The organism is Herbaspirillum sp. AP02, from assembly GCF_015767275.1.
Lineage (GTDB): Bacteria > Pseudomonadota > Gammaproteobacteria > Burkholderiales > Burkholderiaceae_D > Herbaspirillum.
Map to the genome: position 1 here is coordinate 66,696 of NZ_JADWMY010000007.1, position 12,840 is coordinate 79,535.

Consider the following 12,840-nt stretch of genomic DNA (forward strand, 5'->3'; position numbering starts at 1 on the left):
AAAAAGAGGCTGTCCCCGCAAGGGAACAGCCTCTTTTCATTGCATCACCGTCACGTCGCCGCGCTGCTACTGCGGCGATGTACCGCAGGGTCAGCCGCGCAGCTTGGCAAACGCCGCCGCCATGGCATTGTTGCTCGGTGCCTGCTCGCGACCACGCTGGTTCTGGTTCTGGTGCTGCGACAGGCGGCGTGAATCGGTGCGGTCACCGCGCTGCTCGTTGCGCGCACCCGGGGCCGGGGCAGTGTCGTTCAGGCGCATGGTCAGGGCGATGCGCTTGCGCTTCTCGTCCACTTCCAGCACCTTGACCTTGACCACCTGGCCGGCCTTGACCACGGTGTGCGGGTCCTTGACGTAGGTGTTGGACAGTGCCGAGATGTGGACCAGACCATCCTGATGCACGCCGATATCGACGAAGGCACCGAAGGCCGCCACGTTGGTGACCACGCCTTCCAGGATCATGTCCGGACGCAGGTCCTTGATCTCTTCCACGCCTTCCTTGAAGGTGGCGGTGGTGAATTCCGGACGCGGGTCGCGGCCGGGCTTGTCCAGTTCCTTGAGGATGTCGGTGACGGTGGGCACGCCGAACTTCTCGTCGGCATACTTGGCCGGCGTCAGGCCCTTCAGCAGCGAGCTCTGGCCCAGCACGCTCTTCACATCCTTCTTGATGTCGGCCAGGATCTTTTCCACCAGCGGATAGGATTCCGGGTGGACCGCGGACGCATCCAGCGGGTTCACGCCATTCATCACGCGCAGGAAGCCGGCCGCCTGCTCAAAGGTCTTGTCGCCCAGGCGCGGCACTTCGCGCAAGGCAGCACGCGAGCTGAACATACCCTTCATATCGCGATACGACACGATGCTCTGTGCCACGCTGGCGTTCAGGCCCGACACGCGAGCCAGCAGCGGTGCGGAAGCGGTGTTCACATCCACCCCCACGGCGTTCACGCAATCCTCCACCACGGCATCCAGCGAACGCGCCAGTTGCGACTGGCTCACGTCGTGCTGGTACTGGCCCACGCCGATGGACTTGGGATCGATCTTGACCAGCTCGGCCAGCGGGTCCTGCAGACGACGCGCAATCGAGACCGCACCACGCAGCGACACATCCAGCTCCGGCAATTCCTTGGAGGCGAATTCCGAGGCGGAATACACCGAGGCGCCCGCTTCGGACACCACGATCTTGGTCAGCTTCAGTTCGGGACGCAGCTTGATCAGGTCCTGCGCCAGCTTGTCGGTTTCACGCGAAGCGGTACCGTTGCCGATCGAGATCAGCGAGACATTGTGCTTCTCGGCCAGCTGCGAGAGCGAATGCAGCGAGCCATTCCAGTCATTGCGCGGCTGGTGTGGGTAGATGGTATCGGTGGCGACCACCTTGCCGGTGGCATCCACGATGGCGACCTTGACACCGGTGCGCAGTCCCGGGTCCAGACCCATGGTGGCACGCGGACCGGCGGGCGCGGCCAGCAGCAGGTCCTTCAGGTTGCGGGCGAAGACGTTGATGGCCTCGGCCTCGGCCTTCTCGCGCAGGTTGGTCATGAGCTCCGTTTCCAGATGCATGAAGACCTTCACGCGCCACGCCCAGCGCACGGTGTCGGACAACCACTTGTCGGCGGCGCGACCCTTGTTGGACACACCGAAGCGCGAGGCGATACGACCTTCGCAGGGATTATGGGGCGCATCCCACTTCGGCTTTTCTTCTTCGCTATCCAGACGCAGCACCACGTTGAGCATCTCTTCGCGGCGGCCGCGGAACAGCGCCAGCGCACGGTGCGAAGGGATGGTGGAATAGGTCTCGGAGTAATCGAAGTAGTCGGCGAATTTTTCGCCGGCATCCTGCTTGCCATCGATCACCTTGGATTCGACCACGCCGTGCTCGGTGATGTACTCACGCAGGCTCTGCAGCAGCTCGGCGTCTTCCGAGAAACGTTCCATCAGAATCTGGCGCGCGCCATCGAGCGCGGCCTTGGTATCCGGTACGCCCGGATTGTCACCGTTGTCGGTGGTGAAGGCGGCCTTGAGAAACTTGCCGGCTTCTTCTTCCGGATTCAGGCTCGGGTCGTTCAGCAGCGCATCGGCCAGTTCGGTCAGGCCAGCTTCGGCGGCGATCTGGGCCTTGGTGCGGCGCTTGGGCTTGTAGGGCAGGTAGAGGTCTTCCAGGCGGGTCTTGTCTTCCGCGTGGGTGATGGCGTCCAGCAGCACGGGCGTCATCTTGCCCTGCTCTTCGATGGACGCGATGATCGCGGCGCGGCGGCTTTCCAGCTCGCGCAGGTAACGCAGGCGTTCTTCCAGCAGGCGCAGCTGGATGTCATCCAGGCCGCCGGTGACTTCCTTGCGGTAGCGGGCGATGAAGGGGACGGTGGCACCTTCGTCCAGCAAGGCGATGGCGGCAGCGACCTGAACCGGCTTGGCGGCGAGTTCAAGGGCGAGTCGTTGTTCGATAGAAGGCAGCATGGTGAAACCCAGTCAACGGTTAAGCAGTTAAGCAATTAAGCAGTTATGCGGTGAAGAAAAAACCAGCGTTGGATGATACGCAATTCAGCCACCCGCGCCAATCTTGACATTGCCTGATTGCACGGGAAAGCAGGCGGCGCGAGCGCATCCGGGGCGCAGGGGATTGGACGGCGGCGGCCAAAGCCGGGATAATCGGCGCTTCCGCCTTGTGCAGCCCCTCATTTCTTGCAACATGTCCATCCGTCTCATCGTCGGTCTCGGCAACCCCGGCCCGGAATACGAACAAACCCGCCACAACGCCGGCTTCTGGCTGGTCGACAATCTCGCCGGCCCGGTGCGCCTGAGCCGCGAGCAGCGCTTCAACGCCCTGGCCGGCAAGACCAGCATCGCCGGCAATGAGGTGTGGTTGCTGGAACCGCAGACCTACATGAACCGCTCCGGCCAATCGGTCGGCGCACTGGCGCGTTTCTACAAGATCAATCCGGACGAGGTGCTGGTGGTGCATGACGAACTGGACTTGCCACCGGGCGCGGCCAAGATCAAGAAAGGCGGTTCCTCAGGCGGCCACAATGGCCTGAAGGACATCACCGCTGCACTCGGTACCCAGGACTACTGGCGCCTGCGCCTGGGCATCGGACATCCGCGCACGCTGGGCCTGCAACAGCCGGTCGCCGACTTCGTGCTGCACCGGCCGCGCAAGGAAGAACAGGCGCTCATCAACGACGCCCTGGACAAGAGCCTCAACGTCATCCCCCTGCTGGTGCAGGGCAAGTTCGAAGCCGCCATGATGGAACTGCATACGGGGAAATGAGCCTGTTGCGCTGAACCGCCACGCAACAGGAGCGCCCCGACCCACGAGGCGCTCCCTGTGCGTCATGGACTTATTTCAGGGAAGACAGTTTCTGTTCCAGACCCTTGGCATCAACGGCGCCAGGAATGCGCGAACCGTCGGTGAAGAAGATGGTGGGCGTGCCGGTGACCTTGAGCTTCTTGCCCAGTGCCAGCACCTCCTCATGCGGGGCATTGCAGGAGGCCGCCGCTGCAGGTGCTTCCTTGCCGCTGACCATCCACTCGTTCCAGGCCTTGCTCGGATTGGGCGCGCACCAGATGTTGCGCGACTTCACGATGGAATCCGGCGAGAGGATGTTGTACTGGAAGGTGTAGTAGGTGATGTTGTCCACTTCCTGCAGGGACTTGTGCAGGCGCTTGCAGTAGATGCAGTTCGGATCTTCAAAGATGGCGATGACGCGCTTGCCATTGCCCTTGACGGTCTTGATCGCCTTGTCCAGCGGCAGACCCGAGAACGGCACCTGGTTCAGCGAATCGATCTTTTCCTTGGTGTAGTCGCGGTAACTCTGTGCATCCACCACGCGGCCGATGAACAGATACTGGGCCTTGGCATCGGTGTAGATCACGTCGCCATCGATCTGGATTTCATAGAGACCAGAATACGGCGTCTTGGTCACCGCATCGACCTTGGCATCCTTGCCCAGGCGTGGCTCAATGAGCTTCTTGATGGTCGCCTCGGTGCTGTCGGCCGCCTCGGCCTGCGCATGGGCGCTCACGCCGACGACGGTGGAAACCAGCAGCAATGCCGCCATGCTCAGATGGCGCAATTGGCTCGCGCTGGCGGTCAGAAATTTTTTCATACTTGTCCTGATTCAAATCAAACGCACACCCAATCTTTGACGCATCGGCCGCAAAGCCTTGCGGGGATTGGGGTTGCAGATGTCTCTCAAAAAAATCGCGGGGAAGTTTTTCCGGCAAAGGCAGGCGCAAAGGGCCCTGCTGTTTCGCCAAAGGCCACTACCTTACCTGAAATCGCCGCGCTTCACTGTCCCAACGCATGGGCGATCAGCCGGCGCTTGAGCAGCGGCAGGCGGTTCACCAGGCTCATGCCGATATTGCGCACCAGGCGCACCGGCTCGGCCTCGGTGGAGAAGAGCCGATGCAGACCATCGGTGGCGATCTGCATCAGCAATACTTCTTCCTTGCGGGCGCGGGCATAGCGACGCAGCACGCGGTCATCGCCGCAATCGTACTGGGGCTCGCGCTTGAGCAGGATATCGATCAGCGCGGCGACATCGCCGAAGCCCAGGTTCATGCCATGCCCGGCCATCGGATGGACCACGTGGGCGGCATCGCCGATCAGCGCCACACGCGGCGCGATCATCGCATGCGGCTTGATCAGGCGCAGCGGGAAGGCCTTCGCCACTTCGGGCTGCAGCGGCGTGAGCGCGCCCAGCACCGGTGCGGCCCACTGCGCCAGACGTCCGGCCAGCGTCGACAGCGGCAGGCGCAGCAGTTGCTCGGCCAGCGCTTGCGGCGCAGACCACACCAGCGAGACGCGATTGCCCGGCAGCGGCAGCAGCGCGATCACGCCCTCGGTCGGACTGAACCATTGATAGGCCACGCCGCGATGCGGCAGCTCGCAGGTGAAATTGGTGACGATGGCGTTCTGGCCATAGGAGCGGTAATCCAGCCCGATATCGCACTGCCCGCGCACCCAGGAGTTGGCGCCATCGGCCCCTACCACCAGCGAAGCGGACAGCGACTGGCCGGACTCCAGCGTCAGCGTGGCAGTCTCGCCGCTGACCGCCAGTGCCGTGGCGCGGCCCTTCAGCACGCGCACATTGGGCGCAAAGCGCAGTGCGGCGTCCAGCGCCTGGTCGAGATTACGGTCTTCGATGATCCAGGCCAGCGCATCGGTACGGGCGGCGTAGGCATCGAAACTGAGCAGGCCGGGCTGCGCCTTTTCCGGCAGGCCATCGCCGTGGACGGTCATGTTATCGACCGGTGCGATGCGTGCGGCATCCATGGCATCCCAGACGCGGACCGAGGACAGCAGCCGATGCGCGGTATGGTTCAGCGCATAGACCCGCACGTCCCAGCTGGCCGGGTCGGGCGCAGCGGGCTTGGGGGGCGGCGCCAGCAGGGTCACCTTGAAGCCGGCCTGCGCCAGCCCCAGCGCCGCCGTCTTGCCGACCGCGCCGTCGCCGACGATGCAGATATCAGTGCCAGCCGCGGCCGGCGAGGAAGATTGGGGATGTGAATTGGTATTCATGCCGGCGATTATAAACGGGGTGGCGGAAACTATTTTTCAAAAAGGACTTGCATATTTCCCCAGAGCCGCTATACTTCTCCGTCTTGGCCTGGTAGCTCAGTTGGTAGAGCAGAGGATTGAAAATCCTTGTGTCGGTGGTTCGATTCCGCCCCGGGCCACCAAGAATGTTCCAAGAAAAAACGCCAGCCCTTACCGGTTGGCGTTTTTCATTTCCGGGACTGAAAATCTTTGGCTCCGGTCTATTCCCTGCCTCAAAAGTTCTCCCCCCTATTTGAGTGAATCAATGCCACCAATAACGTGGCAATTTGAAACGTTACGTTTTGTATCGCACAATCCTAACGCCCTGACCTTTAGGAGGCTCGCAATGCATCCTCGCTTTGAACAATTTCGTCATACCGAATTGGGCAAACGTCTTGAATATCTACTCAGTGGCCAGGAGAAATACATTGAATACCGCTTGTGTACTAGGCTTGGCATCCCACCTGTTGCCGCCATTGTCCATGATCTCTTGAAACTGCTGCCCGAAATTTCAAGCAATGACACTGCCAAACAATTCTGCGGAGCAGTGGTGGCAGAGATCATGCGCGAGCATGGGCACACGGATCTAGGCAAACGCGGAAGAGTGTCGGGCGGACTTTTCCAGACCGGCACCCTATGGAGTATCTAAGTCCCGAAGGGCCGTATGTTCAAACCTCACCCTCCTCGGCGGGCCGCCAATGCGGCCCCCTCGCGACCAAAGGCGGCCACCTTATGCGATTTTTTTTAAATGACCGCTTCAATCTCTTTTTTCAGGCGCAAATTGAGAGAAATTCCACCATTTGATAGGACAAACTCTTTTTCGATCAAAGCATTTAGCGAGGATTCAAACGTAAGAACCTGCTGGCAAAAATGATTTTTCAACGTGTCTCGTGAAACAACTTTGCCGCCCCAGAATCTTCGACGCGTTAGCGTAAGCAAGATTTGGCGAGCACCAATATCTAAATCAATTTTTCTTCGGAAGCCTTCAATTGAGGCATCTAGCGTCTCCAGGATTTTGTCATAGGACTCAATTCCGAAATAGTGGCTGTGTGTTTGCCTTACTGTTGCCACCTCTGAAGATCCAATTAGCACCACCTCAAAGCCGGATTCAGCTGGAAAATTCTTCTCATTTGCTACATACGCCGCGATTGCTTCATTTGGACTTCTTCCCACGATTTCCCAACTTACGAACGATCCGCTATTCCAATCAAAAACAATAATCCAGTTATTAAGACCAGATCCACCGCGAGCCTCCTTCTCTGTCAGAGTTTTGATAATTCCCTCATTAACAAAGCTGTGCAAAACACCTGCATTCTGGGCTGAGGACTTGATAATTTCCTCGCAATCAATCCGGAGTTGATCGATAGTCAGTCGATGTTCTGCCGAAGGTTGGCGTCCAGCTTCAAGCTCGTAAAATGCGTCTGAAAGCTCGCTAAAGTAACGAAGAATCTTAGGATCTCCATCGCCCTCTTTCAAATGGTGGCCATAAATCACCGAAGTTCGCTCAATGCTTTCCGACCAATAGTGTTGAACTCGACTACGAACCTGAATTTCAAGTGCCATTTGTTCGCGCGTGACAAGCAAATGCAACGCCCGATAGCCGGTGGTGTCTCGCCCCTTCTCACGGTAGTCGGTGATTCTCTTTAGCTCAAGATTGGGGTCTTGCTCAACGCGCTCTTCAAGATACTTCAGCAGCTTATCTACATCCGAATTTTGAGGAACAATAATACGTGCCCCCCCGATGTCTTGAAGCTGACTAAGACGCACACTTAATCGCTTTAATTTCCGAACTATTTGAGGCTTCCGCTTAAGACGCTGGGCTATGTAATACGATCCGCCATATTCGGTAAGCCATCTTTGCAATTCCAATGTCGTTTCAGACAATGGTTGCAAGTGACTCTTGCGATACTCGTCAAAGACATCTTCGAGCTCAATATATTCTTCGTCAGTACGATATTGAGCACGTGCTAGAGCGCTCCCAGCTCGATCTATAGTCGACTTTGAAACCATCTCCCTCTCCCCTTTTTATCAATCCCTAAGTTCGTTCCTAAAAAAGAGCTCACAAAAATATTATTAATAAGATTTACAACTAACTCTGTATCAGGCGGTGCTTGATGGCCGATGGGATTGCGTTCGCCTCCAATCACCTGGAACGTCATGAGCCTCAGTTCTTCCCAACTCCACCAATAAACCTCACCTCCACCCGCCGATTCCGCTCATCACTGGCAGCCAGCCCCGGCAAAGGCTGCGAATCCCCATACCCCGCCACAATCACCCTGCGTGCGGCTTCCGGTGCGCTACGCCCGATCAGCAGCAGTCGCGCTTCGCGCGCACGGGCGGCGGAGAGGGTGATGTTGTCGTCATAGACGGTGCAGTAGGCGCGGACATCCGTCACCGGTGCCTTGACCGGCTTGTCGTCGGTGTGGCCTTCCACATAGATGCGGCCTGCCGGGTTCTGCTTCAGGTAATCGGCGATGCGTTGCTCCACCTGTGCAAAGGCGGCCCGGGCCTCTGGTTCCACGCAGGCGCTGCCGCGGCGGAAGGCGCCTTCCTTCAGGGTGATCGTGCCTGCCTCGGTATCGATGGCAACCAATCGGGAAGCGCCCTGCTGCGCAAATACGTTCTGCACCTGTCGCAATACGCCGGTCACGCCTTGCTCCCGCTGATCCTGTTCCCGCTGTTCCTGCGCCGCCGTGGGCGTGTCGGCACGCGAGGCAGCCGGCGTCGTTGTCGGCTGCGCCGGCGCTGGTGCCGTCGAGGGTGTGGGCTGGAGTGGGGTCGGCGCTGGCGTAGTTGCTGGCGGCGACGCCGGCGTCGGCGTCGGCACCATGGCCAAGGCAGGCGGCACGCTCTGCACTGTACGTTGCTGCGCGAGGGCGGCCTGTGCGGCCTCGGTCCCGCCTGCGCGATGCACGGCCAGCAGCAGCACCAGCACCGCCGCCAGGGCCGCCATCAGGCCGGTGGCGACCACCCATTCGTTGTCTGCCTGTTTCATCGCTGCCTCAGGTCAGGAAGATCGTGCAGTCTGCCGCTGCAGGGCGTCCATCAACTCGGCATGGCGCAGGTGGGCGCGCTGCGCTTCGGCCTGTTGTGCCGCCAGCAGCGCGTTGCCGCTGTGGGTGATGGCGTCGATCAGGCGCTGCCGGTCTTGCGCCTCCAGTTGTACGCGGGCGTGTGCCTGTTCGGTATCGAGCCGCCTGAGGGTGCTTACGCTCCAGGCCAGGCGCGCCTGTTCGCGCGCGCTGAGGGTGATGCAGATCTTCAGGATCAGGTAGGCCAGGATGCCCCAGGTGGCCATCCTGAACTTGGCACCCAGCGCATCGATGACGGCCGCCAGTGCGCCCGGCGCCTGTTGCGGGCCGAGTACTGCAGCCGTCTCGCCCAAGGCCAGGCCCAGGCCGATGAAGCTGCCAAGCAGGCCCAGCATCAACACCATGCCAGGCGCGACCTGCGCCCAGCGTTCCGAAGCGGTCGCTACGGCCTGGCTCAATTCTTCCGGGGTGGTAGGTGCAGGCAGGGCGTGGCGCTCGCCGGTGAGCGTGCCCAGGCGAGCCTCCCATTGCGCCGGACGGGCGCTGCGCGCCAGCAGCAGCGGCAGACCGATCACCAGCGCCAGCAATAGCAGCGCCACCACGACCTGCAGGCCGCCATCGACCGCGCCATTCCATTGCGGCATCAGAAAATCCAGCACGGACTTATTCATCGCCGGCCCCCGTCTGCATCGTCAATCCCCTCATCCCTTCCCCCTGTCGCTTTCGTCTCATTACCACCTGTAAAGATTGAAGATTAGCAGAAAGACCACACCCAGTGACCAAATGCCTCCTTCAGCAGACTGCTGTAATGAGCCGGTCACAAGTCGTCAGCAGAATTTCAGGTCTTTACAATCTGCTATCAACTCTTTGCACATGGCGCGCTCCTCCTTCCCTCTTCGTCTGCTTCCATTGGTGCTTGCCCTGCAGGCGATCTACGCTCCCGCCCACGCGGCCAACTACACGGTCGGCAACGGCACTACCGACACCACGGCCAAGACGCTGACCAAGAACGGCAGCGACACCATCACCGTCGATGCCGGCGGTACACTGGCATCGGGCAGCGCGGCTAGCATCAAGACCTCGCAGGACAACGACAACCTCTCCACCGTCACCATCAACAACGCTGGCACGATCAGCCAGACCAGCGGCCTGTCGGCCATCAGCATCAACAACAAGAAGGTCAACCTGATCCTCAACAATGCGCTGGGCGGGGTGATCACGAGTTCGTCGAGCGCGTCCAAGACGCCGACCATCCTGATCGGCAAGGGCAGCGATAGCTTCTCCATCGTCAACCTCGGCACCATCTCGCAGACCGGGCCGACGCCGACCAATGCGGACAATGGCAAGAACTACGCCATCAATGCCAACGGTGACTACTCCACGACCGGCAACACCATCGTCAACGGCTCGGCCACCAACAGCAGTGCCACCATCAGTTCGTCGAGCTCGACCGCGATCAAGATGGGCTCCAACATCCTGCTGACCAACTATGGGCGCATCTTCACCACCAGCCCGGTCAACACGTCCTGCCCGGATTACCTCAGCGCCTGCGCCAGCGGTTCGCCGCCGAAGGCGGCCGATGGTATCTCCATCGATGACGGCATCAAGAATGCCGTCGTGGTCAACTACGGCAGCATCACCGGCGCGCGCCATGGCATCGATGGTGGCGATCCGGTCGCCGCCACGCCGGACAGCAACCTGGCCAATGCCATCCTGCTCACCCCGCACCTGACCACCACCGGCATCAGCTTCGATGCCACCTATGCCGACGGAAGCACGCGCAGCAATGTCACCATCAGCAACAACGTGGTGATCAACCAGGCCGGCGGCGTCATCACCGGCAACAACGGCTCGGGCGTCGGTTTCGACAGTCACGGCGTGGTCTTCAACTACGGCACCATCGTCGGCAACTATGCCGGCAGCGGGCGCGTGTATGACGTGCTGGGCAACGGTGCCACCACCAGCAATGGCGATGGGGACGGTGTGGACATCGACGGCACCGCCTATATCGAGAACTGGGGCAGCATTCGCGGCACTGGCGCCGGTGGTCTGGATTCCACCGGCCAGCCCAATGGCGCCGATGGCGTGGCCGCTGGCGGCGGCACGGTGATCAACCATGCGGGCGCGGTAATCTATGGCGATGCACACGGCATCCTGATCGACGACGGCAATGACTGGTCCAAGGACGCCAGCAATCCGCTCATCACCTACAACAACGGCAACACCACCGGACGCGGCACCAGCAGCGTCAATGGCAGCAAGGCCTACATCGTCAACGACGGCAGCATCATCGGCAACAAGGGTGTGGCCGTCGGCCTGGTGGGCAACTACGACGACACCCTGATCAACAATGCCAGCGGCGTCATCACCGGTGGCGCCCAGGCCACGCTGACCGGCCAGGGTGGCAGCACCACACCGGGCGCGGCGGTGCAGATGGGCGATGGCAACGACACCCTGATCAACTACGGCCGCATCGAAGGCAAGAACGGCATGGCCATCGACATGGGCGATGGCGACGACTCGCTGCAATTGCTGGGCGGCACCGTGATCGGCACCATCAACGGCGGCGCCGGTACCGACACCCTCACCACCGGCGGCACCCAGACCTTCGCAGCGGGGGTGCTGTCGGGCTTCGAGAACTTCGTCGTGCGCGATGGCGTCACGCGTTTCAACTACGACCTGGGCACGGTCAGTAACATGACCGTCAACCAGGGTGCCGTGCTGCAGGTCAATGGCGCCTTCGGCACCAGCGGCAACCTGGCCGTCAATGGCGTGTTCCAGGCGGCCGATGGGACGGCGGTGCGCAAGATCAATGTCGGCGGCAATTTCTCGCTGGGCAGCGGCGCGACCCTGCAGGTCGGCGTGGCCGGTCCGCAGGCCGACCAGATCGTCACCGCCGGTCGCGCCACGCTGGCCAATGGCGCCACCGTGCAGCCGGTGGTCAAGATCTATGTCCCCAACAGCGCACGCTGGACCATCCTGTCGGCGGCCGGTGGTGTGTCGGCCGATGTGTCGCAACTCCAGGTGGCCAACACCGCGACGCTGAACTACAGCCTGCAGCTCAGTGGCAATGAGCTGATCCTCAGCGCACAGCGCACCAGCAGCGTCAGCGATGTCACCGGCAGTCCGCTGGGCCGGGCCCTGGATGCACTGGGCAACAACAGCAACAACGCACAGGTGCAATCGCTGCTGGCCTCGCTGGATGCGCTGCCCACTGCAAGCGCCTATCGCAGCGCCGTGCGGCAACTGCAGCCCGAGACCAACCGCGCCAGCCAGCAGGCGGCGCAGGTGGCCATGGGCAGCGTGTTCTCGGCGGTGTCCGGGCGCATCGATAGCGCCCGCAATGACAGCCAGGTTGCCAGCACCTCCGGCATGGATGGCAAGCGCGGCAGCGGCATCTCCACCGGTGAGGCGGCCGCCCGCAGCCGCGTCTGGCTGCAAGGCCTGGGCGCCTGGGGCAGGCAGGATGCGCGTGCCGGCGCCGATGGCTACAACATCAATGCCTATGGCATGGCGGCCGGTCTTGAAACCGATCTGTCCGCACGCGAAGTGGCCGGCCTCACGCTGGGCTACACCCGCGCCGGTACCCGTGGCAACGACAACGCCAGCGGCAATGATGTCGATGTCGATGCGGTGAACCTGGGCGGCTACCTCGGCCTGGACATGGGCGGCTGGACCCTGGACGGCTCGCTCATGGTGGGCGGCAATCACTACAGCAGCAAGCGCGCCATCAGCTTCCTCGGACAGAATGTCACGGGCAGCTACAACGGCTGGCAGCTCGGCGCACGGGTCGAAGCCGGCCTGCCCTTCGCGATCAGCCAGGCCTGGTCAGGCCGCTGGCTGGCCGGCCTGCGCCTGTCGCACCTGGGCAACCAGGGCTATACCGAAAACGGCAATGCCGCCGTGGCCCAGAACGTGGGCGCGACCAATGCCAACTCCGTACAGCCGACCTTGGGGGTGGAGTTGAATCGTCTCAGCGACAACGGCGACCGTCTGCAACTGCGCGCACGCTATCTGCGCGAGCTGGCCGGCAATCCGGATGTCACTGCCAGCTTCGTGGCCGGCGGCCCCAGCTTCACCACCGCCAGCGCTGCGCCCAATCGCGATGCGGTGCAACTGGGGGTGAGCTACCGCTTCAATGCCGCCCAGGGCAGCTACGGCACGCTGGGCTATGACGCCGAAATCCGCGATCGTGCACTGGTGCATCAATTGACGGCACGGGTGGGCTGGCTGTTCTGATCCGGCGTATTTCAGCACCGGCCCGCAGCGTCAGCTTGC

At 61.4% G+C, this 12,840-nt stretch carries 9 protein-coding genes and 1 tRNA gene; 4 read left to right on the forward strand and 6 right to left on the reverse strand.

What is annotated here, in order from left to right; genetic code table 11:
• Positions 1 to 90 precede the first annotated feature (90 nt).
• Complete coding sequence (locus I5R65_RS15155) at positions 91 to 2,448, reverse strand: Tex family protein (protein ID WP_180668449.1); 2,358 nt, start codon at positions 2,446 to 2,448, stop codon at positions 91 to 93.
• A 232-nt stretch (positions 2,449 to 2,680) separates the two neighbouring features.
• Here I5R65_RS15155 and pth point away from each other — a divergent pair, with 232 nt between their 5' ends.
• Positions 2,681 to 3,259: an aminoacyl-tRNA hydrolase gene (pth, locus tag I5R65_RS15160; RefSeq protein WP_006461482.1), complete on the forward strand. Its 579-nt coding sequence runs from the start codon at positions 2,681 to 2,683 to the stop codon at positions 3,257 to 3,259.
• Positions 3,260 to 3,329: 70 nt separating this feature from the next.
• Here the strand turns inward: pth and I5R65_RS15165 are convergent, their stop codons facing one another.
• Positions 3,330 to 4,097 carry a DsbC family protein gene (locus I5R65_RS15165; RefSeq protein WP_180668450.1) on the reverse strand — a complete coding sequence of 256 codons (768 nt, stop codon included), beginning with the start codon at positions 4,095 to 4,097 and terminating at the stop codon, positions 3,330 to 3,332.
• Between the two features lie 182 nt (positions 4,098 to 4,279).
• Positions 4,280 to 5,512, reverse strand: a complete 1,233-nt coding sequence (locus I5R65_RS15170) for a UbiH/UbiF family hydroxylase (protein ID WP_180668451.1) — start codon at positions 5,510 to 5,512, stop codon at positions 4,280 to 4,282.
• An 85-nt stretch (positions 5,513 to 5,597) separates the two neighbouring features.
• Here I5R65_RS15170 and I5R65_RS15175 point away from each other — a divergent pair.
• A tRNA-Phe gene (locus I5R65_RS15175) sits at positions 5,598 to 5,673 on the forward strand.
• A 203-nt stretch (positions 5,674 to 5,876) separates the two neighbouring features.
• Complete coding sequence (locus I5R65_RS15180; protein ID WP_180668452.1) at positions 5,877 to 6,179, forward strand: hypothetical protein; 303 nt, start codon at positions 5,877 to 5,879, stop codon at positions 6,177 to 6,179.
• Positions 6,180 to 6,274: 95 nt separating this feature from the next.
• Here I5R65_RS15180 and I5R65_RS15185 read toward each other — a convergent pair whose 3' ends face one another.
• The 3 genes from I5R65_RS15185 to I5R65_RS15195 all read right to left on the reverse strand — a co-directional run bounded on the left by I5R65_RS15185 (position 6,275) and on the right by I5R65_RS15195 (position 9,233).
• Positions 6,275 to 7,540 (reverse strand): RelA/SpoT domain-containing protein, encoded by a 1,266-nt coding sequence (locus tag I5R65_RS15185; RefSeq protein WP_180668453.1) that lies wholly within the window; start codon positions 7,538 to 7,540, stop codon positions 6,275 to 6,277.
• Between the two features lie 154 nt (positions 7,541 to 7,694).
• A complete protein-coding gene (locus I5R65_RS15190; protein WP_180668454.1) occupies positions 7,695 to 8,525 on the reverse strand; it encodes an OmpA family protein in 831 nt (276 codons plus the stop codon).
• 12 nt (positions 8,526 to 8,537) lie between these two features.
• Positions 8,538 to 9,233 carry a hypothetical protein gene (locus I5R65_RS15195; protein WP_180668455.1) on the reverse strand — a complete coding sequence of 232 codons (696 nt, stop codon included), beginning with the start codon at positions 9,231 to 9,233 and terminating at the stop codon, positions 8,538 to 8,540.
• A gap of 202 nt (positions 9,234 to 9,435) precedes the next feature.
• Between I5R65_RS15195 and I5R65_RS15200 the strand changes: the two genes are divergently transcribed.
• A complete protein-coding gene (locus I5R65_RS15200; protein WP_180668456.1) occupies positions 9,436 to 12,801 on the forward strand; it encodes an autotransporter outer membrane beta-barrel domain-containing protein in 3,366 nt (1,121 codons plus the stop codon).
• Positions 12,802 to 12,840: the final 39 nt, after the last annotated feature.

Coding starts and splice junctions, on each gene's coding strand:
- I5R65_RS15155 (WP_180668449.1), bottom strand. CDS start 2,448: ATGCTGCCTTCTATCGAACAACGACTCGCCCTTGAACTCGCCGCCAAG.
- pth (WP_006461482.1), top strand. CDS start 2,681: ATGTCCATCCGTCTCATCGTCGGTCTCGGCAACCCCGGCCCGGAATAC.
- I5R65_RS15165 (WP_180668450.1), bottom strand. CDS start 4,097: ATGAAAAAATTTCTGACCGCCAGCGCGAGCCAATTGCGCCATCTGAGC.
- I5R65_RS15170 (WP_180668451.1), bottom strand. CDS start 5,512: ATGAATACCAATTCACATCCCCAATCTTCCTCGCCGGCCGCGGCTGGC.
- I5R65_RS15180 (WP_180668452.1), top strand. CDS start 5,877: ATGCATCCTCGCTTTGAACAATTTCGTCATACCGAATTGGGCAAACGT.
- I5R65_RS15185 (WP_180668453.1), bottom strand. CDS start 7,540: ATGGTTTCAAAGTCGACTATAGATCGAGCTGGGAGCGCTCTAGCACGT.
- I5R65_RS15190 (WP_180668454.1), bottom strand. CDS start 8,525: ATGAAACAGGCAGACAACGAATGGGTGGTCGCCACCGGCCTGATGGCG.
- I5R65_RS15195 (WP_180668455.1), bottom strand. CDS start 9,233: ATGAATAAGTCCGTGCTGGATTTTCTGATGCCGCAATGGAATGGCGCG.
- I5R65_RS15200 (WP_180668456.1), top strand. CDS start 9,436: ATGGCGCGCTCCTCCTTCCCTCTTCGTCTGCTTCCATTGGTGCTTGCC.